This window comes from Peribacillus phoenicis (assembly GCF_047238085.1).
Taxonomy (GTDB): Bacteria; Bacillota; Bacilli; order Bacillales; family DSM-1321; genus Peribacillus.
This window is the reverse complement of the sequence record NZ_JBDFMF010000001.1, coordinates 3,337,404-3,360,070: the sequence shown is the minus strand read 5'-3', so window position 1 is coordinate 3,360,070 and position 22,667 is coordinate 3,337,404. Positions and strand designations below refer to the sequence as shown.

The following is a 22,667-nucleotide window of genomic DNA, read 5'->3' as shown; positions in this document are numbered from 1 at the left end:
ACTAGACGAAGTGGGTGGCAGTGTGCAACGGTATTTTCTTAACGATGTAGACATCAATGGAAACACGGTGACGATATCAGGCGATGATTTTCACCATATCGCCAGGGTGATGAGGATGGGACCGGGGGAGCGGATCATTACGGTAAAAGGTAATGGTATGACAGCTGTTGCGGAAATTTCGGAAATTACTGATGATGCTGTTATAGGGACCGTTTCCGAATGGAAGAATGAAGAAAAGGAACTTCCTGTAAGGGTTGTGATAGCGAGCGGTCTGCCTAAAGGGGATAAGTTGGAATATATCGTTCAAAAGGGTACTGAACTGGGTGCCGTTGAATTTATCCCTTTTATTGCTGCTCGTTCGGTGGTAAAATGGGACCACAAAAAGGTAGGTAAGAAATTGGAGAGGCTCCAGAAGATTTCAAAAGAGGCGGCTGAGCAATCTCACCGCACGGTCATCCCTGCCATCAAGGAACCGATGACGGCAGATCAGCTAGCTGGTTATGCAACTGGTTTCGATCATAAATTAATCGCTTTTGAAGAAGTGGCAAAACGGGGGGAAACTTCTGTACTCGCTTCTGTCTTGAAAGATATCACCGCTGGGCAATCCATCCTATTCGTTTTTGGGCCTGAAGGTGGTTTAGCAGATAAGGAAATTGAAAAACTGACTGATGCCGGTTTTATGGCTTGCGGTCTTGGACCAAGAATATTAAGAACTGAAACAGCACCTTTATATGCACTTTCCGCTGTTTCTTATCATGTAGAACTATTGAGGTGATGAAAAATGGCAACGGTCGCTTTCCATACATTAGGCTGTAAAGTGAATCATTATGAAACAGAGGCTATATGGCAATTATTCAAAACTGGAGGATATGATCGTGTTGAGTTTGAAAATACATCCGATGTATATGTCATCAACACATGCACGGTGACAAACACTGGCGATAAGAAGAGCCGTCAAGTCATCCGTCGGGCCATTCGTAAAAATCCGAATGCAGTCATAGCGGTAACGGGATGTTACGCACAGACATCACCGGCAGAAATCATGGCCATACCAGGTGTGGATATTGTTGTAGGAACACAGGACAGGGTTAAACTCCTTGATTACATCGAGCAATTCAAGGTTGAGCGTGAGCCAATCAATGCCGTAGGGAATATCATGAAAAACCGTGTCTACGAAGAGTTGGATGTACCTGCTTTTACAGACCGTACACGAGCTTCACTTAAGATCCAGGAAGGTTGCAATAATTTCTGCACTTTCTGCATCATCCCTTGGGCCCGTGGCTTGATGCGTTCCCGCGATCCAAAGGAAGTCGTCGTTCACCAAGCTGAACAGCTTGTCGAGGCAGGCTATAAAGAGCTAGTCCTCACCGGAATTCATACTGGCGGCTACGGAGACGATTTGAAAGACTATAATTTGGCGATGCTTCTGCGTGACTTGGAAAAAGTCGATGGATTGAAGCGTATCCGTATTTCATCCATCGAAGCCAGCCAGATTACAGATGAGATCATTGAAGTGCTGACGAATTCGAAAAAAGTGGTACGTCATTTGCATATACCAATCCAATCGGGTTCCGATACAGTTCTAAAACGGATGAGACGTAAATATACGATGGATTTCTTCGGTGATCGGATCGAGAAGTTGAAAATTGCGCTTCCGGGTCTTGCTGTTACCTCTGATGTCATCGTAGGTTTCCCAGGTGAAACAGAAGAAGAATTCATGGAGACATATAACTTTATAGAAAAATATAAATTCTCCGAACTTCATGTTTTCCCTTATTCAAAACGGACAGGGACTCCGGCTGCCCGTATGGAAGATCAAGTGGATGAAGATGTCAAGAATGAACGCGTACATCGCCTTATCACGTTGTCGGATCAGCTGGCAAAAGAGTATGCCTCCCGATTCGAGGGGGAAGTTCTTGAAGTCATTCCTGAAACGAAGTTGGAAAATGGCCTTTATGAAGGCTATTCCGATAATTACATGAAAGTCGTCTTCCCGGCTTCGGAAGAAATGGTCGGTGAAATCGTCAAAGTGAAGATTTCAAAGTCTGGCTATCCATTTAGTGAAGGTCAGTTCGTGACGGTCGTGAAGGATTTTCCGTTGCAACAAGCATCCAATATCTAATCTAAGACAGCGGTAAATCGCTGTCTTTTTTTTATCCTCTTTTAAATGTGTTATCTTGGCACTTTCGGGTAAAGACTATATATATCGTCAAAGTGGATAAACTATGGTATTATGAGAGGTACGTACAACTAGGTATAGATTGTTTTTGAGGAGGATTTATTAATGTCACAAAATGTAGCAGGTTTAATTGACCACACGTTATTAAAAGCAGATGCAACCAAAGAGCAAATAAAGGTATTATGCGAAGAAGCGAGAGAGTATAACTTTGCTTCCGTATGCGTGAACCCAACTTGGGTGAAATATGCAAGCGAACTTTTGGAAGGTTCAGAAGTGAAAGTTTGTACCGTTATCGGCTTCCCTCTAGGTGCAACCACACCGGAAACCAAAGCTTTTGAAACGAAAGACGCCATCTCCAATGGCGCTCATGAAGTCGATATGGTGATCAATATCGGCGCTTTGAAGGACAAGGATGATGAGTTGGTAGAGCGGGATATTCGTGCTGTTGTAGCGGCATCCACTGGTAAGGCTCTGTCAAAAGTGATCATTGAAACTTCTTTATTGACTGATGAAGAAAAAGTCCGTGCATGTGAATTGGCCGTAAAAGCCGGAGCGGATTATGTGAAAACATCAACTGGTTTTTCGACCGGCGGAGCGACTGTTGAAGATATCACGCTTATGAGAAAAACAGTTGGCCCGGATATCGGTGTCAAAGCTTCAGGCGGAGTCCGCAACACGAGCGATGCCCAGAAAGTGATTGAAGCTGGTGCAACAAGAATTGGTGCGAGTGCAGGTGTCTCAATCGTAAAGGGCTTAACGGCTGATTCCGATTATTGATTTTGTAAGGGACCCGTATAATAAGTCCTTAAAAATAAAACAGGCGGAGAAAAATGAATTATTTTTCTCCGCCTGTTTTTTATTACTTCCATAAAACGGAGTATAAGTCGAGTGCCCATGCCTTTGTGGAGTGCATTGCGCTTATTTCCTTGAAAAAGAGGAAACGTATCAATTTTGGACTTTTACTTGTCATTTTTGGAACCCATACATTCAAAAAAAAGTTTATTGTGGATTCAATGGATATTAGGGGTATCAAACAGGGAGTAAACATACTTATATTAAATGCATAAACAGGGGGAGAAAAATGAAAAAACGGGTATTTAACTTTCTTTTATCATTAACACTACTTACAAAGAGTGACGAAATGCATGATGAAATTTTGGGTATATAACACATTAATAACCGTTTTATATATAATGGCAGTAATCGTTTTTTATCTAACATCCTTCTCTAATAAAGGTTTGTGGATTTTGATATTAGCTGCTGTTATATTGAGTGGTTTGAGCTTATTAAACTATAAAGTTAATTATAAAAAGATTAGCTAAAAAACCTCCCGGTAATCATTTATCCTTTTATATCTGTTACAGCTATATATTATGTCCATCTTCCCCTGAAGCTGCCCATAAGAATGTCTCTAATAACTTTTGGACAGCTCCTTATTTCTTTAAGTGTTGCCGATGCACCAAAAGAATGAGGTTGGAGAATTGGCGTGCGCATGGCAAGACGGCCAAAGAAGTCAAGATATTGAAAATGACACTGGCATGGGCGAGCTGTGTCCCCTTGTTTTCGGTGAAAAAGGCAGCAGCGCTTTCCAGAATGTCCACAAAAGGCAGGAATGCGGCAACCCCGATGACGTTTAGCCAAATATGTGCATAAGCTGTGAAGGCAGCTTGTCTGCCAGAACCGATGCTGGCCATGTATCCGGTGATGCAAGTGCCAATATTCGATCCGAGCATGATGATGATTGCGGAGGAGACGGATAACTCCCCGTTCATCAAAAAGCTCATGGCTATCCCGATGGTTGCCGAACTGGAGTGAATGAGTGCGGTTAATAATATCCCGGCTAATAGGGCATAAATCATATGGCCCTCTATGTAATGGATGAGCGTTTGTATCGAAGAATAGGCTGCAATCGGTGTCGAAAGCATTTTAAAACCGCTCATCGCCGCGAAGATGGCCGAGATTCCAATCAGGGACATCCCTATGCTTCTCGGTAATGCTTTTGGCATGAAGCAAAGGAAAGCGCCGCTTACGACACCGGGAATGATCCAACGATCCAAGGAAAAGGTCATGAACTCTGCTGTAAAGGTGGATCCGATATTCGTTCCAAGAATAATCCCGATTGTTTGCGGGAACGTTAAGCTTCCTGCGGAAACGAGGCCGACCGTCATGACCATGACCGCCGAGCTGCTCTGCAGGATCCCCGTAAAGATGGTTCCGGCCATGAAGCCTTTCCATGGCTTATCCGTAACTTTCGAGAGAAAATTTTTTAATGCTGCACCGGACATATTGAACAGTCCTATTCGTAAAACTGACATACCGGCCAAAAATATCGCAATGAATAATAGGAATAAAAATAGCTCATGCATGACTGTCACCTCTTAGTAAGCTTATGGCCCATTAACGGGAGACATGCTATAAATTGGATTTTCATGCAAGTTGAATGATTGTTTAGTGAAAAATTATGATAATAACATGATGATATTCAAAATAAGTTTGATTTTATTGGTTGACCTGCTAAAGATGATATATTATAATTGTTTAGTACATGTATAACATGTTGACAACTTGAGTTAGTGTGTTGTTTTCGGAGGGAGGGAAAGAGATGTCTAAAACCGTCGTTCGTAAAAACGAATCGCTTGAAGATGCTCTTCGTCGTTTCAAACGTACTGTATCTAAAGCAGGATCGCTTCAGGAAGCTAGGAAGCGTGAATTTTATGAAAAACCAAGCGTAAAACGTAAGAAAAAGTCTGAAGCTGCAAGAAAACGTAAATTCTAAGAGAGGGTGGAAAGATGAGTCTTCTCGAGCGTTTAAATAATGATATGAAACAAGCGATGAAGAACAAGGAAAAGGACAAACTATCTGTTATTCGGATGCTGAAGGCTTCCATTCAAAACGAAGCCTTGAAGCAGAGGCAAGATTTAACAGATGATGAAGAATTGACAGTGCTCTCTCGCGAATTAAAACAACGCAAAGACTCCCTCCAGGAGTTTGAAAACGCAGGTCGTTCAGATCTCGTGGATAAAGTCCGCACCGAACTAGTATACGTAGAGGCTTATATGCCTGAGCAACTTTCAGAAGAAGACATTTCTAATATCGTTAAACAAACGATTGAAGAAGTCAATGCAACATCCAAAGCAGATATGGGGCGAGTTATGGGAGCTTTAATGCCTAAAGTTAAAGGTAAAGCGGATGGTTCTCTAGTAAACAAATTAGTACAACAACATCTATCTTAAACTCTAAACTTAAAACTCGAAACCTAACCGCAGGCAAATTGCCTGTGGTTTTTGTGTATTTCATGAATTTTATGCGTATATTATTGAAACGAAGCCCAAGATAATAGGGCACTTTTAATTTTATTTGCTTTTTTTGAAACCTTTTTCATATACATACGTAATAACTAAAGAACAGAGTAAAGGGTTGCTCATTTGCTCCTTATTCGAATTTAGTTGAGTGCTGAATTTACTGGTAGGTTTTCCTCCTGATATTGGAGGCACTTACCGCGTTTAATACGGGAAAGGGGGCGTTCCGTTGAAAATTTGGCGTTATTTATCTGTACTCTTATTTGGATTGCTGTTCACCATGTCTTCTTTTGGGGGATCGACGGTATCTGCAAACGAGAAGATCGTTTACCATGTACCAATAGAAGAAACGGTGGAAAAGGGACTTTCGGCCTTTTTGGAACGCGCGCTTACCACTGCTGAAGCAGCTGATGCAGATCTTGTCGTTTTCGAGGTGAATACCCCTGGAGGCGCTGTTGATGCAGCAGGGGAAATTGCAAAGTTACTGTCCGATTCACCAATCAAGACAGTTGCCTACGTCAATAACAGGGCCTTATCTGCAGGGGCATACATTTCTCTAAGTGCAGATGAGATCTATATGGTTCCGAGTGCCACCATGGGATCTGCGGCTGTAATTGATTCAACAGGAAACGCTGCAGGTAAGAAAGCGCAATCTTATTGGTTAGCTGCCATGAAGACTGCTGCAGAACAAAATGGACGTGATCCCATATACGCCCAGGCGATGGCGGATGTTGAGATCGATCTACCAGAATATGGAGCGGAAAAAGGAAAGTTGCTGACATTTACAGCCGAACAGGCAAAAAAGGCTGGATATAGTGAAGGCACCGTCTCTGGGAAAGCGGAGCTGTATAGTATACTTGGAGTTGAGGATGCTGATATTCGGTCAATCGAAGAAAGCTTTCCTGAGAAACTTGCCCGCTTTTTGACCAACCCGATCGTCGTTCCCATTTTATTAACGATAGCCGGAATCGGGATTGTGATGGAATTGTTTTCACCCGGTTTTGGAATTCCGGGGGTCATTGGAATCACCAGTCTTGTTTTATTCTTCTATGGTCATCTTGTCGCCGGTATCACCGGATACGAATCGTTAGCGATGTTCATCATTGGGGTCATTCTCGTACTGATTGAATTTTTTATCCCTGGGGGGATTATCGGGCTGCTCGGATTTACAGCGATAGTGGGGAGTCTGTTCCTCGCGACAGGAGATCCGGTCCATATGACGATATCCTTGCTAATTGCGGTCACCGTATCCATTTTGGTATTCATCCTACTTGTAAAGGTGTTTGGAAAACAGATGAAATTTTTCAGGAAAATGATATTAACCGATGCAACAAAAACGGAACAAGGGTATGTCAGCAATCCGAATCGTTTGGATTTATTAGGTGTTGAAGGGAAGGCCCTTACAGATTTGAGACCTTCAGGAACAGCTTTGGTCAAAGAAGAAAGAGTGGATGTCGTGACCGAAGGAAGCTTTATTTCCAAAGGTTCGTCAATCGTTATCGTGAAAGTTGAAGGATCAAGGGTAGTCGTCCGGGAAATTCCGGATTCAAATTAAAATTAAAAGATACAGGAAGGATGAATCATTAAGTGATAACTTCAGGAACGATATTTATTGTACTGGCAGTGATTGCTGCTATCATCGTATTGGCAGTATTTTTCACATTCGTACCAGTAATGCTATGGATTTCCGCTTTAGCGGCAGGAGTCAAAATCAGTATATTTACATTAGTTGGGATGAGGCTTCGCCGTGTTATACCAAGCAGGGTCGTCAACCCGCTTATCAAGGCCCATAAGGCTGGAATCAATGTTTCAACGAATCAATTGGAGAGCCATTACCTAGCAGGCGGTAATGTCGATCGAGTGGTGAATGCATTAATTGCTGCAGAACGAGCCAATATCACGTTACCTTTCGAACGGGGTGCAGCTATTGACCTTGCCGGCCGTGATGTACTGGAAGCCGTTCAAATGAGCGTTAACCCGAAAGTGATTGAAACGCCGTTCATCTCTGGTGTGGCGATGAATGGTATTGAAGTGAAAGCGAAGGCAAGGATTACGGTCCGAGCCAATATTGAACGCTTGGTCGGTGGTGCCGGTGAAGAGACGATCATTGCCCGTGTAGGGGAAGGGATCGTATCGACGATCGGTGCTTCGAAAATGCATACGGATGTACTGGAACATCCCGATTTGATTTCAAGAACGGTTTTATCAAAAGGGTTGGATTCAGGAACGGCATTCGAAATACTTTCCATTGATATCGCTGAAGTGGATATCGGTAAAAATATCGGGGCCATATTACAGACTGACCAAGCCGAAGCCGATAAGAAGATAGCCCAGGCGAAGGCCGAAGAACGCCGTGCGATGGCTGTTGCACTTGAACAGGAAATGGTTGCCCGTGTTCAGGAGATGAGAGCGAAGGTTGTTCAATCCGAAGCCGAAGTTCCGTTGGCCATGGCTGATGCACTGAAAAGCGGAAACCTTGGAGTGATGGATTATATGAATATCCAAAATATCACGGCTGATACGGATATGCGCGATTCCATCAGTAAAATATCCGAAAATCCAAAAGATAACAACAATAACCAAAATAATAATTAGGTCAGGGAAGGAAGGTCTTTAAATGGGAGATTTTATTGATTTCTTTCTCGAGAACCCATTCCTTATCATTGTCTTGATCGGTGTTTTAACGTCCATGTTAGGAAAGAAAAAGCAGACTCAAGATCCTAACACCCCTCCGAAAAAGAAATGGCAGGAGGTCATGCGGGAGCTTCAAGGTGAAATGCCGCAAGGGAATCAGCAGCAAAAGCATGCACCTCCTCCCGTAAGGAAAGTCGAACACCAGGCAGCACAGGCTGTTGAAGTGATCGATGAGACGAAGAACGAAGCGAACAAAAGGATTACGGAGCTTAGACGGCTTCAGCAGAGGTACGATCAAGAGCGTTTATATCAAAAAGCGAAAGCGGATCAACTTACATCAACGATTTCTGATAATAACAGTCCGGTCTATCGCAAAGGACCGTCTTTTGGCAAAAAACAGCTGATTGATGGCATCATCATGTCAGAAGTGCTGGGACCGCCAAGGGCGAAGAGAAGTCTTCACAGATCCAGAAGGTGATTCGGAGCCTGGGCTTTTTTAAGCCCGTCATTAAAAGCCTGAAAAAATAGACTTTCATTCCCTTATAATTTTGTGCTAGAACCCTCTTTCATTTCATACATTGAGATGAAAGGGGGTTCTTTTTTATGGCACGCAATTGGGGAAAAAAAGTGAAACAGCTTATGACCAAAACAATGGACCTTCCGCAAGATGTCATGATGGACCTGCCGCGAATTACAATGATTGGACAATTACATATTTATATTGAAAACCATCGTGGCTTATTGGCTTTTACAGACAGCGAAGTGCGATTGATGCTGAAAAATGGGCAGTTGCTGATAAAGGGAAATGCCTTTGTCATAAAGACGATTTTGCCGGAAGAAATCATGCTCGAAGGCAAAATTGATAAGGTTTATTTTATCAATGAATGATCCCGGGAGGTCTCCATGAAAAACCAATGGACAAACTATTATACAGGCTATGTAAAGGTGAAGGCTTATGGCAAAGGTGCAGAACGGCTGATCAATATGCTGACGAGAAGGGGGCTTCATATCTGGGAAGTGAAGCGTGTCGGAAGTGAATCCCTGATTTTCCATATGGATATCAGGGATATCCCAAAACTCCGTCAGGTCATGAGAAAGAGCGATTGTAAAGTAAAGTTCATGCAGGGAAAGGGTTTCCCTTTCCTATTGAAGAGAGTCATGAAAAACAGCGGGTTTTTAGCGGGGATGATCGCTTTCCTGCTTTGCATATTCGTACTTTCCAATATGGTATGGGGCATCGAGGTTCAAGATGCCAAACCGGCAACCGAGCATGCCATCCGGAAAGAATTGGACAAGATGGGCGTGAAAATCGGTAAAGTGCAATTCTTTGTTGATGATGTGGATACGATTCAGCGTAAGCTGTCGGACCGGATTGGTGCATTGACATGGGTAGGGGTAGAGCTGAAGGGAACGACTTACCATTTTCGGGTTGTAGAAAAACGGCAGCCTAAAGAGGTCGAGAAGACATCTCCACAGAATTTGGTAGCTTCTAAAAAAGCGATCATCACTGATATGTTCGTTGAAAAAGGACAATCTATTGTTAATGTGAATGATTATGTAGGAAAGGGACAGCTTCTTGTTTCAGGATTTATTGGAAAAGAGGATAAACAGGAAATTGTATCCGCACAGGGAGTAATAAAAGGGAAAACGTGGTATAAAGCGAAAGTGGAAGTTCCGTTAAAAACCAAGTTTTCTGTTTTTAACGGAGATGAAACGAGCAGGCACTTTTTAAAAATGGGGGGCTTTTCCCTTCCGGTATGGGGTTTCAAGGATCCGGGATATGAAAAACAGGAAAAAGAAACGACAATGAGGCCGTTTCACTTTCTTCAATGGGAACTGCCCATTTCCTATAAACAAGTGACCTTAAGGAGCAAGGAAGATATTGTACGAAGTTATACGGAGAAAGAAGCGGTGGAGGAAGGCAGGAAAATGGCTAAAGCTGAATTGAAAAAGCATTTAGACGAGGAAGATGAAATCGTCGAAGAAAAAATTTTGCACGAAAGCATGGAGAATGGTAAAGTTAAATTATCTATACATTACCAAGTTATTGAAGATATAGCGATTGGACAACCAATCATTCAAGGAGACTAACGAATGGCAGATGATGTGAAAGTAATTAAGCTGGAAATAGAATCACCTAATGAAGCGATCGCTTTATTGGGCAATGGAGATTCAAATGTAAAAGTGCTCGAAGAGGAGCTAGGCATTTCTGTCATAACCCGAGGTGAAGCGGTGAGTGTTGCCGGTGATATCGAGCGGGTAACGATGGGGGAGGAAATCCTCAAGGCATTATTGACAGTGGTCAGAAAAGGAATTGCAATCAGTTCCAGAGATGTGCTTTATGCAATTGAATTGGCAAGAAAAGGCACATTGGAGTATTTCGGTGAATTATATGATGAGGAAATCGCAAAAACGGCTAAGGGGAAATCCATTAAAGTCAAAACAATCGGGCAGAGATACTATATCCAGGCAATAAAGAAACAGGACCTTGTATTTGGAATTGGGCCTGCCGGAACCGGGAAGACCTATCTTGCTGTAGTGATGGCCATCAATGCGTTGAAAAATGGACATGTTAAACGGATCATCCTGACACGGCCTGCGGTCGAAGCAGGGGAAAGCCTTGGTTTTCTGCCTGGTGATCTGAAGGAAAAGGTAGATCCATATCTACGTCCGCTGTATGACGCTCTCCATGACCTTCTAGGGATGGAACAGACACAAAGGATGATAGAACGCGGAACGATCGAAATAGCTCCTCTGGCTTATATGAGGGGCCGTACGCTTGAAGATGCCTTTGTCATATTGGATGAAGCCCAGAATACGACGGAAGCGCAAATGAAGATGTTCTTGACCAGGCTTGGTTTCGGATCGAAAATGGTCATTACGGGAGATAGGACCCAAATTGACCTTCCAAAAGGCATGAAGTCAGGTCTTGTCAGGGTAGAAGAGATCTTGAAGAATGTTAAAGGTCTATCCTTTGTTTATTTTGAACAAAGTGATGTTGTAAGACATCCGCTTGTCGCCAAAATCATTACTGCTTACGAGCAGGCGAAGTCATAAGAAGAAATCCGCCATTTCAATCGGCGGATTTTTCGTGATGTGTCTAAATGACAAACTTTATCGTGAAAAAGTGGATATGGAATGAAAGAAGCTTTACATTTATTAATACGAAGGTGAAAATTCACATAAAAACTGTTATGATTTTACATATCTAGAATAATAAACATCATTTTTATTAGGAGGACCTTCCTTGAATCGTATTCAGAAATTTTTCACTCAAATAAAAGGGCTGTTGGTCCATCGTTTTTTTCAAGTGTTATTGTTCATCATACTTGGTTTGTTTGCTTATGTGTTAATGTTCTCCAATGTTAAACCTGAAAGGGTCCAGGTAGAGCTGTTTAAGCCTGCAGAACAAACGATCCGTTCAACCAAGACTGTGGAAGATACCTATAAGACGGAACAGGAAAAAGAAGAGATTTCAAAACAGGTGGCGGATGTATATTCTTTAAAAAAAGAATATGCCAAAAATAAAGTCGATCTGATTTCATCCATTTTCGATTCAGCGATAGAGGTGAATCAAGAAACGGACCCCGATGAAAATCATAAAGAAGATGAGGAAAAGGAGGATAAAAAAGAGACCGTAAAGACGGATGCTCAAAAAGTTTCCATATTAAAAGAAAAATTGACCGATGAAGTGAATAAAAATATCGAGGAATCCGTTTTCCTTGCATTAGTGCAGGCGGATGAAGATGAGTTGAAAATAGCGAAGGATTCAACCATTACAGCCGTGAATAATGTGATGAGCTCCCGAATCGCTGCAAGTGACGTCGAAAATGCCAAGAAAAAGGTTGTAGAGGAATTGGGTTATATGAGCATTAGCGGCGATATGAAAAAAGCCTCCACTTCCCTTGCGCGTACGGCAATCATTCAGAATGTATTTTTCGATAAGGACAAAACCGAGGAACAGCGTAGGAAAGCGGTTGAAAGCGTGGAGCCGATCAGGATCCTTCAAGGTCAGATCATCGTTGAAGAAAATCAATTAGTGGACAGGGATGTATATAGGCAGCTTGAACTGGCGGGCTTCTTAAATACGGAGTCTACCATTTACCCGTATATCGGCCTGCTGTTATTCATATTCCTGACTTTTGCCGCTTTTTATTACTTTTTCTACTATTCCATTTCCAAAAAGGATAACAAGTACAATCAGTTATTGATTTTCAGTCTTGTCTTCATCCTTTCAATGGCTACCATGAAAACAGTCAGCATTCTCGCAGACCTGAAAAACTCGAACTTGGAATACATTTTCCCGGGTGCCATGGCGGCGATGCTCATCAAGATTTTATTGAATGATAAGCTAGCGGTAGCAATGATCATATTGTTAGGTTCGTATGGTACGATTATATTCAATGGTGATACACCTGGAAATCTGGATTTCTCGATGGGGCTTTATATCATATTTGGGGGATTGACGGCAATCATCATTCTATCGAGGCCCAATTTCAAATCAAAGGTGCTGGTAGCGGGGCTGCTATTGGCTTTAATCAATATGGCATTTGTTTTTTCGCTCATCTTTATTATGGACAGCCATTATACTAGAATGGAGTACTTGTATTATGCTGCTGCTGCGATGGGTTCTGGAGTGGGTGCAGCCGTTTTGACTATGGGCCTGTTGCCGTTTTTCGAGGCTGGTTTCGGGATCTTATCATCAATTAAGCTTATCGAGCTCGCGAATCCCAATCATCCTTTACTTCGGAGGATCTTGATTGAGGCTCCGGGGACATATCATCATAGCGTGATGGTGGCCAATTTGGCGGAATCGGCTTGTGAAGCCATCGGCTCGAATGGATTGCTGGCAAGGGTCGGCAGTTATTATCATGATATCGGTAAAACGAAGCGGCCGCATTTCTTCATCGAAAATCAGATGAATGAAGAGAATCCGCATGATCGGCTGCAGCCGGAAACGAGCAGGGATATCATCATTGCCCACGCCGTAGACGGCGGGGAGATGCTTCGCAGTAACAAATTTCCGAAAGAGATTGTGGATATTGCAGAGCAGCATCATGGGACCACTTTATTGAAATTTTTCTACCACAAGGCAAAAAAACTAGATGAGTCCACACTCGAAGCGGACTACCGTTATCCCGGGCCGAGGGCAGTAATGAAGGAAGTAGCCGTCATCGGCATAGCCGATAGTGTGGAAGCTGCAGTGAGATCGATGAAGCACCCAACTCCGGAGAAGATTGAAGAACTGGTAAGTTTCATCATTCAGGACAGGATCTCTGATGGTCAATTTGATGAATGTGACATTACTATGAGAGAATTGAGTATCGTGAAGCATTCCTTATGTGAATCGCTTAATGGTATCTTCCACTCCAGGATTGAATATCCGGAGTCGGATAAATTAGGACAGAAGGTGAAAGAATGATTTTAGCTATCGATTTAATGGATGAAACGAATGAAGTAACGGAGGAAGCTCAGCACCTTGTTGAAAGCATTCTGCAATTTGCGGCAAGAAAAGAAAACATTGAAAAAGACACCGAGCTGTCTGTTACATTTGTTGACAATGATAGGATTCGGGAAATCAATAAAGAATATCGTCATAAAGATTCAGCTACAGATGTCATTTCTTTTGCGCTTGAAGAAATGGGAGAAGATGAAGTGAAAATTGTCGGGGCCGAAATGCCCCGCATGCTAGGGGATATCATCATTTCCATTGAACGCACGAAAGAACAGGCTGAAGAATATGGTCATTCATTTGACCGGGAACTTGGATTTTTGGCACTGCATGGATTTCTTCATTTATTAGGATTTGACCACATGAATGAAAAAGATGAAAAAGTGATGTTCACAAAACAAAAGGAGATCTTGGAAGAATATGGACTTTCAAGAGAAGGGTAAAAAAAGGTATCCTTTATTAAAAAGTTTCTCTTTTGCCTGTCAGGGAATTTTGGAGGCTGTTCGGACTGAACGCAATATCAAGATTCACTTCGCGTTAACGGCAATCGTCGTATTCTTTGGTTGGTACTTCTCATTGAATGGGATGGAGTGGCTTTTCATTTTGGCGGCCATAGCCGGTACGATTACGTTGGAGCTCGTTAATTCAGCGATTGAAAGGGTAGTGGACCTGGTAACGGATCAAATCCATCCGCTTGCCAAGCAGGCAAAAGATATTGCAGCCGGAGCTGTATTCATATATGCTATATTTTCTATAATAGTTGGATTGATTATCTTTTTGCCCAAGTTTGGCCTGTAGATTGCCGAAATGGTACTCAATTTGAAAGGAAGATGTGAATTGAATACAAAAGAATTGATTGAGGAAGCTAAAAAAGCAAGGGATAAAGCTTATGTGCCTTACTCCAAATTTAAGGTGGGGGCAGCCCTTTTAACCGCTGATGGAAAGGTCTATCATGGTTGTAATATAGAAAATGCTGCATACAGCATGTGTAATTGCGCAGAAAGGACAGCTTTATTCAGCGCTTATGCCCATGACGATAAAAAATTCGCTAAACTTGCAGTCGTGGCAGATACCGATGGTCCCGTTGCTCCATGCGGGGCATGCAGGCAGGTTATTTCAGAGCTGTGCGATAAGGATATGCCGGTTGTTTTGACCAACTTAAATGGGGATATAAAAGAACTAACAGTACAGGAATTGCTTCCAGGAGCTTTTTCACCGGAGGATTTGAATGGATAAATTATTTAATGATACACAAGTAAAAGACTACAAATCAGGTTTCATTTCGATTATTGGACGACCTAATGTTGGGAAGAGTACATTTCTGAATCGGGTCATCGGTCAAAAGATCGCCATTATGAGCGATAAACCGCAAACTACAAGAAATAAGGTCCAAGGTGTACTTACGCAAAACGATTCACAAATGATTTTCATCGATACACCCGGCATTCATAAACCAAAGCATAAGCTTGGTGATTTCATGATGAAAGTGGCCACGAATACATTGAAGGAAGTCGATTTGATTCTCTTCATGATCAATGCGACTGAAGGATACGGACGCGGTGATGAGTTTATCATTGAAAAACTTCAATCCGTAAAGACGCCTGTTTTCCTGGTTGTAAACAAAATCGATGCGATGCATCCGGATGATTTACTTCCAATCATTGAAAAATACCAACAGCTTTACCCTTTTGCGGCAGTTGTTCCGATTTCTGCGCTTGAAGGAAATAACGTTGATACACTGCTTGAGCAAATCAAGGAACATCTGCCTGAAGGTCCCCAGTTTTATCCTGCTGACCAAGTGACCGACCACCCGGAACGTTTTATCATTTCCGAATTGGTCCGCGAGAAGGTGCTACACCTGACACGGGAAGAAATTCCGCATTCGGTGGCTGTTGTCATCGATTCAATTAAAAAGATGGACAACAGCGACACCATTAATGTCATGGCGACGATCGTTGTCGAACGTGATTCACAAAAAGGCATTGTCATTGGAAAGCAAGGGAAAATGCTTAAAGAAGTCGGCAGCCGTGCCAGGGTGGATATCGAAAACTTATTGGGCTCGAAAGTTTTCCTTGAACTGTGGGTGAAGGTGCAGAAGGATTGGCGTAATAAAGCAAGCCAGCTTCGCGATTATGGCTTCAATGAGAGCGAGTATTAATTAACAAAATTTACGCATCATGAAAGTTTGGAAAACGGTCAAGCTAATCATATGGTCGGATATTCATATTGCTAGTTAAAAATGAAAGGTGGGCTTTATATGTTGGATTTTACCTGGGAATTATTCACTGAAACAGGTAATGTGGACACCTATTTGCTGTTTAAGGAGATAGAAGTCGAAAGACAGGAAAGACACTTGGGATTAAATGATGAGCTAGCAGAAATTGATTTTCCTGTTTCATAGGTTAGCCTTGGCGAGCATGGGTGGTGTCTTGGTATGCTCCAAAAATGTGAGGGCATTGTCATAAGGCGAACTGCATATGGAGAAAATAACAAAATCATTACTATATATACCCGTGAGCTAGGAAAAATTGGCGTTATGGCTAGAGGAGCCAGTAAACCTAACAGCAGGCTTTCTGCCGTCACACAGCTTTTTTGCTCCGGGTATTTTCTTGTAACTACATCAACCGGACTCGGAAGTCTTCAGCAAGGAGAAATGGTCGATTCACTCCGTTTCATAAGGGAGGATCTTTTTGCCACTGCTTATGCTTCTTATATTGTTGAATTCCTTGATAAAAGCGTCGAGGATAAGAAACCGAATCCATATTTGTATGAGTTGCTTTCGCAAACCTTGCATTACATAAACGAAGAATATGACGCAGAGGTATTGAAATTCATTTTTGAAATGAAGATGCTGCCCGTCAATGGGATTAACCCAGTGCTGAATCAATGTGCTGTATGTGGTGAAACGGAAGGGGAATTCTCCTTCTCGCTTCGGGAAGCGGGGTTTATCTGTCACCGCTGCCTGGGGAAGGACCCTTATCATTATAAAATTTCACCTGCAGCCGTCAAATTGTTGCGGATCTTTTATTATTTCGATTTATCAAGGCTCGGAAACATTTCCGTCAAGCCTGAAACGAAAAAAGAACTGCGGAAGATCATCGATGCTTATTATGAGGAATATTCTGGTCTGAACTTGAAATCAAAAAAGTTCCTGAAACAGATTGATACGATGAAAGATATGTTTTAAGATCTGACCTATTGACATTCCATGCTAGTTTGTATAAAATTCTAATCATCAAAATAAGAAGATTGCGTTGATGGAAAAGAGTATCTGTCATTCTCCATAAAAAGCGAACCCGGGACGGTGGAAGCCGGGATATGGATTTACAGGGAAGGGCGTTTCCGGAGCATGTTGCTTTGAAAAGAGGCCGTTTTATAAACGGCAATTAGGGTGGAACCGCGGGTATACTCTCGTCCCTATGCATTTCGCATAGGGACGGGAGTTTTTTGTTTGCCAAAATGTGATGGGTTCCGACCTGATTTTAAAAAGAGCCGTTTTAAATAACTTGGAGGTGTACGATGAATATTCAAAATATGATTTTAACGTTACAAAAGCATTGGTCTGAACAAGGCTGCATATTAATGAATGCTTATGATGTCGAGAAAGGGGCAGGAACGATGAGCCCATACACGTTCCTGAGAGCCATTGGACCGGAGCCTTGGAGCGTTGCTTACGTGGAGCCTTCACGCCGTCCTGCTGACGGTCGTTATGGTGAGAACCCTAACCGTCTGTATCAGCACCATCAGTTCCAAGTGATCATGAAGCCGTCGCCTGACAATATCCAAGAGTTATATTTGGATTCTTTACGCGCTTTAGGGATAAATCCGCTTGAGCATGATATTCGCTTTGTGGAGGACAACTGGGAAAATCCATCACTAGGGTGTGCTGGTCTCGGTTGGGAAGTGTGGCTTGATGGAATGGAAATCACGCAATTTACATATTTCCAACAAGTGGGCGGCCTTGAGTGCAAGCCGGTTTCCGTGGAAATTACATACGGGATCGAACGTCTCGCCTCATACATTCAAGATAAGGAAAACGTATTTGACCTGGAATGGACAGATGGATTCACAGTTCGGGATATTTTTGGACAGCCGGAATACGAACATTCGAAATATACGTTCGAAACCTCCGACCTTGATATGCTGTTTCAGCTTTTCACGATGTATGAAAAGGAAGCGCATCGGCAAATGGAAGAAGGACTTGTACATCCCGCATATGATTATGTTTTGAAATGTTCACATACATTTAACCTTTTGGATGCCAAAGGTGCCATCTCGGTGACGGAAAGAACGGGTTATATTGCCCGGTGCCGTAACCTAGCGCGCAAGGTTGCCAAAACCTTCTATGAAGAGCGGGAAAAATTAGGCTTCCCGATTCTGAAAGTGAAAGGGGAGAATACAAATGAGCAAGCGTGATTTGTTATTGGAGATTGGATTGGAAGAGCTGCCTGCCCGTTTTGTGACAGCATCAATGAAGCAGTTGTCAGATAAGGTGCAGCAATGGCTAAAGGAAAAAGCGATTGAATTCGGAACGGTTGAAGCTTTTTCCACACCAAGACGTTTGGCTGTACTGGTGAAAGGCGTGGAAGAATCCCAAAAGGATATCGAAGAAGAAGCAAAAGGCCCGGCTAAGAAAATCGCTTTGGACAGTGAAGGCAACTGGTCTAAAGCCGCATTGGGCTTCGTCAGGGGTCAAGGCATGACTTCAGAGGACATTTATTTTAAAGAACTCAAGGGTGTGGAATATGTCCATGTGAATAAATTCATAAAAGGACAGCAGACCGTTCAGCTTTTATCTGAGCTTGCTGAAATCATCAGCGGCATGACGTTCCCGAAAAATATGCGTTGGGCCAATCAGGAGCTCCGCTTCGTTCGTCCGATTAAATGGCTGATTGCCTTATTCGGCAATGACATTGTGCCATTCAGCATTGCTGATGTGGAAACGGGCCGTGAAACAAAAGGACACCGTTTCTTGGGCGATAGTGCTAGCATCGAACTGCCGGAACTGTACGAAGATACGTTAAAAGAACAATTTGTTATGGCGGATCCAGATAAACGCCGGCAAGTTATATTGGATCAGATTAAAGAGCTTGAGCAGGAGAAAGGCTGGATCATCCCAGTCGATGAAGATCTGCTTGAAGAAGTCAATAATTTGGTAGAGTATCCAACGGTGTTATTTGGTAATTTTGAAGAAGAATTCCTTGAGCTTCCAGCTGAGGTGCTTATCACATCGATGAAGGAACATCAGCGTTATTTCCCTGTTAAAGATCAGGACGGGAAACTGCTTGCTCACTTTGTAACCGTGCGTAACGGCGATGACCGCCATTTGGATAAGGTTTCTAAAGGTAATGAAAAAGTATTGCGTGCCCGCCTATCGGATGCAGCATTCTTCTATAAAGAAGATCAGAAAAAAGAGATTTCGGATGCTTTGAAAAAGCTTGACAGCATCGTTTATCATGAAGAAATCGGTACATTAGCCGAGAAAACTGCCCGGGTAACTGCTGTGACCGGTGAGCTTGCGGATGCTTTGAATTTAAAGGCGGAAAAAGAAATGGCGGTTCGTACAGCGGCAATTGCCAAGTTCGATTTGGTGAGTCAAATGGTTTATGAATTCCCTGAATTGCAAGGGTATATGGGTGAAAAATATGCGCTCTTAAAAGGTGAAGCCAAAGAAGTGGCCGCGGCTATCAATGAACATTATATGCCAAGACATGCGGATGACAATGTACCGCCTTCAGTCATTGGTGCGGTTGTGAGTTTAGCTGAAAAAATTGATACTTTGTCTTCATTCTTCGCTATTGGCGTCATTCCGACAGGTTCCCAGGATCCTTACGCATTAAGAAGGCAGGCGAGCGGTGTCGTCCAAATCCTAGCGGAGAAGAAATGGAATATTTCTCTAGAGGAGCTTATTGTTTTAGGCCTTAAAGGACTGGAATCAAAAGGCATATTAAAACGTGATCTTGAAGAAGTTAAAGCGGATATGTTCACATTCTTTAAAGCACGTGTCAAACACCTGCTTCAAGAACAGCAAATCCGTTACGATTTGATTGATGCAGTTCTGTTCAATGAGATCGGTTATATCCACTCTATCGTGGAACGTGCACATGTCTTGGATGCTAAAAAGGACGAAGCAGGGTTTAAAGAAAGCCTGGAAGCATTAAGTCGGGTCATGAACATTGCCGTAAAATGTGACAATAAGGTGACAGTTGATCCTTCTGTCTTTGAAAATGATCAAGAAAATGCGTTATATGTAAAATATCAACAAGTGGCAATCCGTTATATGGAATCTAAAGATGAGAATGAGCGGTTTGAACAGCTTGTTTCGCTTCAATCGGAAATAGAGTCATATTTCGAGAATACAATGGTCATGGCAGATGATGAAGCAATCCGTAATAACCGTTTATCCTTAATGAAAGAGATCAGTGATTTGGTTGCAGGGTTTGCTGCCATGAATAAAATCATCCTTACATGATCGAAAGGATGCTTGGAAATCGGAAACACTTTACATAGGGTTTCCGATTTCTTAAAAAGATAATGGTCAATAAATAGGACAAAAATGCCCTTATTAAATAATTTAGTATATAATTATTAAATGAATAAATTTTGTTACTTTACTCTGCGAAAGCAGTGGGGTGGTGATTATAATCCAATTGAATAAGCGTCAGGAGCAAATTTTACAAATTGTAAAAGAAAACGGACCGATTACTGGAGAACATATTGCGGATAGATTGAACCTTACCAGGGCGACACTTCGTCCAGATCTAGCCATTTTAACGATGGCAGGTTTTCTTGATGCCAGGCCGCGAGTGGGGTATTTTTATACAGGCAGGTCAGGGACACAGCTTTTGACCGACAGCCTTAACCATCTTTATGTACGAGACTACCAATCGATACCTGTCGTTGTTGACGAGGGCATTTCCGTATATGATGCAATCGTCATGATGTTTTTAGAAGATGTCGGAACAATGTTCGTGGTCGACAAGCATGCATTGCTTGTTGGTGTCTTATCAAGGAAAGACTTGTTGCGTGCGAGTATTGGGAAACAAGAGCTTAACTCCATTCCAGTCAATATCATCATGACTAGGATGCCCAATATTACAATGTGTTCAAAAGAAGACCTTTTGATTGATGTGGCCAAAAAATTGATTGATAAACAAATCGACTCATTACCGGTCGTCAAAGACACAGAAAAAGGCTATGAAGTAATTGGAAGGATTACAAAAACCAATATTACGAAAGCATTCGTAGCTTTGGCTGATGAAGGCTATTAGGGGGCTTGCAAAAGGAATGACGGAGAATATGAACGGTTCTATTATATATGTTGTATCGGATTCGGTAGGGGAAACAGCGGAATTGGTTACAAAAGCCGCTGCAAGCCAGTTCTCGGGATCTGCATTTTCCATAAAGAGAATTCCGTATATTGAAGATGAACAAAACGTGGATGAAGTGATATCGCTGGCTAAGTTGGATGGGGCAATCATTGCATATACTCTTGTGAAGCCAGCTATTAGAGCGTATATGAAAGCACAGGTCGAGAAAGAAAACCTGTCTGCTTATGACATTTTAGGGCCGCTCATGGATATCCTTGAGGAAAGGGCGCCAAAAGGGCCGCTTAATGAACCTGGTCTTGTAAGAAAGCTGGATGATGACTATTTCAAGCGTGTGGAAGCCATTGAATTTGCTGTAAAATATGATGATGGACGTGACCCTCGGGGCATATTACGTGCAGATATCGTCCTTGTCGGTGTTTCACGCACTTCAAAAACGCCGTTATCACAGTATTTAGCCCACAAACGCTATAAGGTGGCCAATGTACCTTTAGTGCCTGAAGTGGAACCTCCAGAAGAGCTGTTCCTGGTACCTCCTGAAAAATGCATTGGTTTAAAGATCAGTCCGGAAAAGCTGAACCATATTCGTAAAGAACGATTAAAGTCGCTTGGGCTTAATGATCATGCGATTTATGCAAATGTGGAGCGCATAAAAGAAGAATTGACATACTTTGATACAATCATATCTAGGTTGAACTGTCCTATCATTGATGTAACCAATAAAGCTGTTGAAGAGACAGCCAATTTGATAATCAATATTCTTCAAAACAAAAACCGTTGATCCTTATAAATTAAGGCAAATCAAAATGTGAGCTAGGCACTTTATGTGTCAGCTCACATTTTAATGCCAAGGTTTAAAAGGGAATAAAAAGAATAAGTTCAAAATAATTACATAAAATTCCTCTTTGTTTCCAACTGTAAATCCTTTGATTTGAATGAAAACAAATTCGGAATTTAAATGTTGGCATCTTCTAATCAAATAGACTATAATAAAAAATTGTGAGAAAAAAGTAATCTTAAGGTTTAGACTTAATTAATAAGGAATAAACTAAAGGTTAATGAGATGTCAAGGTTTTTATCATAAAAATAATTCGACATGTTCCGTATAATTCAGGAGGGGCTGGTCTTTTTCAAAGCAAAAGATGCGCTTTCACATAAATGATCAGGTATGCCCTGAAGAATAATGTGTGCTCTTTTAGAGGAAACCCTCTGGATAATGCTGAAAATTCACCATATCTTCATAAAGTTTAGGGGAGAAAAAGGATTATGCAGAAAGATGTAGAATTAGAAGGTATGAATAATAAACCTACGATACACGTCGATGCCGATGCATGCCCGGTGAAAGACGAAATCCTTCATTGTGCAAGTTTGCACGATGTTGAAGTCTGTTTTGTTGCATCATATAAAAATATGATGAATAACCCTGAAGGTAAATGGGTATATGTCGATGCAGACAAAGAAGCGGCAGATCTTTATATAGTAAACTCAGTAAAAAAGGGTGATATTGTCGTTACTGCAGATATTGGTTTGGCTGGGACCCTGCTTCCTAAAAACGTTTATGTCCTTTCGCCAAGGGGAAAAGAATACACTGACGAGAATATTTTCATGCTCTTGGATATGCGCTATCAGTCGGCGAAACTCCGCAGGCAGGGTAAGCATACAAAAGGGCCGAAAGCATTCACGAAGGAAGATCGTGCATGTTTTACAAATAAACTTTTGAAAACATTGTCGAACTTTGCAGGGAATTAAGAAACAGTATCGAATTAAAAACTAT

Annotated in this window: 24 protein-coding genes and 1 other annotated feature; of the genes, 23 read left to right on the top strand and 1 reads right to left on the bottom strand. The window is 42.1% G+C overall.

Annotated features, from left to right (window positions below):
* The first annotated feature begins 22 nt into the window (after positions 1 to 22).
* The 3 genes from ABC374_RS16465 to deoC all read left to right on the top strand — a co-directional run bounded on the left by ABC374_RS16465 (position 23) and on the right by deoC (position 2,956).
* Complete coding sequence (locus tag ABC374_RS16465) at positions 23 to 775, top strand: 16S rRNA (uracil(1498)-N(3))-methyltransferase (RefSeq protein WP_413018952.1); 753 nt, start codon at positions 23 to 25, stop codon at positions 773 to 775.
* Between the two features lie 6 nt (positions 776 to 781).
* Positions 782 to 2,122 (top strand): tRNA (N(6)-L-threonylcarbamoyladenosine(37)-C(2))-methylthiotransferase MtaB, encoded by a 1,341-nt coding sequence (gene mtaB / locus ABC374_RS16460; protein WP_413018950.1) that lies wholly within the window; start codon positions 782 to 784, stop codon positions 2,120 to 2,122.
* A 162-nt stretch (positions 2,123 to 2,284) separates the two neighbouring features.
* On the top strand, positions 2,285 to 2,956 hold the full coding sequence (gene deoC / locus ABC374_RS16455) for a deoxyribose-phosphate aldolase (RefSeq protein WP_241589839.1): 672 nt from the start codon (positions 2,285 to 2,287) through the stop codon (positions 2,954 to 2,956).
* A gap of 656 nt (positions 2,957 to 3,612) precedes the next feature.
* Here the strand turns inward: deoC and ABC374_RS16450 are convergent.
* Complete coding sequence (locus ABC374_RS16450; protein WP_350299511.1) at positions 3,613 to 4,545, bottom strand: Na/Pi symporter; 933 nt, start codon at positions 4,543 to 4,545, stop codon at positions 3,613 to 3,615.
* A gap of 236 nt (positions 4,546 to 4,781) precedes the next feature.
* Here ABC374_RS16450 and rpsU point away from each other — a divergent pair, with 236 nt between their 5' ends.
* The 20 genes from rpsU to ABC374_RS16350 all read left to right on the top strand — a co-directional run bounded on the left by rpsU (position 4,782) and on the right by ABC374_RS16350 (position 22,642).
* Positions 4,782 to 4,955, top strand: a complete 174-nt coding sequence (rpsU, locus tag ABC374_RS16445; protein ID WP_028391853.1) for a 30S ribosomal protein S21 — start codon at positions 4,782 to 4,784, stop codon at positions 4,953 to 4,955.
* A gap of 14 nt (positions 4,956 to 4,969) precedes the next feature.
* Positions 4,970 to 5,413 carry a GatB/YqeY domain-containing protein gene (locus ABC374_RS16440; protein WP_101222605.1) on the top strand — a complete coding sequence of 148 codons (444 nt, stop codon included), beginning with the start codon at positions 4,970 to 4,972 and terminating at the stop codon, positions 5,411 to 5,413.
* Positions 5,414 to 5,714: 301 nt separating this feature from the next.
* Entirely contained in the window at positions 5,715 to 7,034 is a 1,320-nt protein-coding gene (locus tag ABC374_RS16435) for an NfeD family protein (protein ID WP_413020385.1), read from the top strand.
* Positions 7,035 to 7,084: 50 nt separating this feature from the next.
* Complete coding sequence (floA, locus tag ABC374_RS16430) at positions 7,085 to 8,074, top strand: flotillin-like protein FloA (protein ID WP_413020384.1); 990 nt, start codon at positions 7,085 to 7,087, stop codon at positions 8,072 to 8,074.
* Between the two features lie 22 nt (positions 8,075 to 8,096).
* On the top strand, positions 8,097 to 8,591 hold the full coding sequence (locus tag ABC374_RS16425) for a hypothetical protein (protein WP_350299510.1): 495 nt from the start codon (positions 8,097 to 8,099) through the stop codon (positions 8,589 to 8,591).
* Positions 8,592 to 8,716: 125 nt separating this feature from the next.
* Positions 8,717 to 9,001 carry a sporulation protein YqfC gene (gene yqfC, locus ABC374_RS16420; RefSeq protein ID WP_034308511.1) on the top strand — a complete coding sequence of 95 codons (285 nt, stop codon included), beginning with the start codon at positions 8,717 to 8,719 and terminating at the stop codon, positions 8,999 to 9,001.
* 15 nt (positions 9,002 to 9,016) lie between these two features.
* Entirely contained in the window at positions 9,017 to 10,204 is a 1,188-nt protein-coding gene (gene yqfD, locus ABC374_RS16415) for a sporulation protein YqfD (protein ID WP_413018946.1), read from the top strand.
* Positions 10,205 to 10,207: 3 nt separating this feature from the next.
* Positions 10,208 to 11,170 carry a PhoH family protein gene (locus tag ABC374_RS16410; protein ID WP_034308506.1) on the top strand — a complete coding sequence of 321 codons (963 nt, stop codon included), beginning with the start codon at positions 10,208 to 10,210 and terminating at the stop codon, positions 11,168 to 11,170.
* A 190-nt stretch (positions 11,171 to 11,360) separates the two neighbouring features.
* Complete coding sequence (locus ABC374_RS16405) at positions 11,361 to 13,535, top strand: HD family phosphohydrolase (protein ID WP_350299500.1); 2,175 nt, start codon at positions 11,361 to 11,363, stop codon at positions 13,533 to 13,535.
* The gene (gene ybeY / locus ABC374_RS16400) at positions 13,532 to 14,008 is read left to right on the top strand and encodes an rRNA maturation RNase YbeY (protein ID WP_413018944.1); all 477 of its coding nucleotides are present in this window, start codon (positions 13,532 to 13,534) and stop codon (positions 14,006 to 14,008) included. Before ABC374_RS16405 ends, ybeY begins: the two co-directional genes overlap by 4 nt.
* Complete coding sequence (locus ABC374_RS16395) at positions 13,986 to 14,363, top strand: diacylglycerol kinase family protein (RefSeq protein ID WP_089361538.1); 378 nt, start codon at positions 13,986 to 13,988, stop codon at positions 14,361 to 14,363. The genes ybeY and ABC374_RS16395 overlap by 23 nt, the downstream gene beginning before the upstream one ends.
* Positions 14,364 to 14,402: 39 nt before the next feature.
* The gene (locus tag ABC374_RS16390) at positions 14,403 to 14,801 is read left to right on the top strand and encodes a cytidine deaminase (protein ID WP_413018941.1); all 399 of its coding nucleotides are present in this window, start codon (positions 14,403 to 14,405) and stop codon (positions 14,799 to 14,801) included.
* Positions 14,794 to 15,723 carry a GTPase Era gene (gene era, locus ABC374_RS16385; protein WP_101222597.1) on the top strand — a complete coding sequence of 310 codons (930 nt, stop codon included), beginning with the start codon at positions 14,794 to 14,796 and terminating at the stop codon, positions 15,721 to 15,723. Before ABC374_RS16390 ends, era begins: the two co-directional genes overlap by 8 nt.
* A gap of 99 nt (positions 15,724 to 15,822) precedes the next feature.
* A complete protein-coding gene (locus tag ABC374_RS16380) occupies positions 15,823 to 15,966 on the top strand; it encodes a YqzL family protein (protein ID WP_065310843.1) in 144 nt (47 codons plus the stop codon).
* 33 nt (positions 15,967 to 15,999) lie between these two features.
* Positions 16,000 to 16,752: a DNA repair protein RecO gene (gene recO / locus ABC374_RS16375; protein WP_413018939.1), complete on the top strand. Its 753-nt coding sequence runs from the start codon at positions 16,000 to 16,002 to the stop codon at positions 16,750 to 16,752.
* 58 nt (positions 16,753 to 16,810) lie between these two features.
* Positions 16,811 to 16,987 (top strand) — a binding site (T-box leader).
* A gap of 97 nt (positions 16,988 to 17,084) precedes the next feature.
* Positions 17,085 to 17,981: a glycine--tRNA ligase subunit alpha gene (gene glyQ / locus ABC374_RS16370; protein ID WP_034308488.1), complete on the top strand. Its 897-nt coding sequence runs from the start codon at positions 17,085 to 17,087 to the stop codon at positions 17,979 to 17,981.
* Positions 17,968 to 20,037, top strand: coding sequence for a glycine--tRNA ligase subunit beta (gene glyS, locus ABC374_RS16365; RefSeq protein ID WP_413018937.1), 2,070 nt, complete (start codon positions 17,968 to 17,970; stop codon positions 20,035 to 20,037). The genes glyQ and glyS overlap by 14 nt, the downstream gene beginning before the upstream one ends.
* 160 nt (positions 20,038 to 20,197) lie before the next feature.
* Positions 20,198 to 20,836, top strand: coding sequence for a transcriptional regulator CcpN (gene ccpN / locus ABC374_RS16360; RefSeq protein WP_034308483.1), 639 nt, complete (start codon positions 20,198 to 20,200; stop codon positions 20,834 to 20,836).
* Between the two features lie 28 nt (positions 20,837 to 20,864).
* A complete protein-coding gene (locus tag ABC374_RS16355; RefSeq protein ID WP_101223470.1) occupies positions 20,865 to 21,674 on the top strand; it encodes a pyruvate, water dikinase regulatory protein in 810 nt (269 codons plus the stop codon).
* 512 nt (positions 21,675 to 22,186) lie between these two features.
* Positions 22,187 to 22,642 carry a YaiI/YqxD family protein gene (locus ABC374_RS16350; protein ID WP_101223469.1) on the top strand — a complete coding sequence of 152 codons (456 nt, stop codon included), beginning with the start codon at positions 22,187 to 22,189 and terminating at the stop codon, positions 22,640 to 22,642.
* Positions 22,643 to 22,667 lie beyond the last annotated feature (25 nt).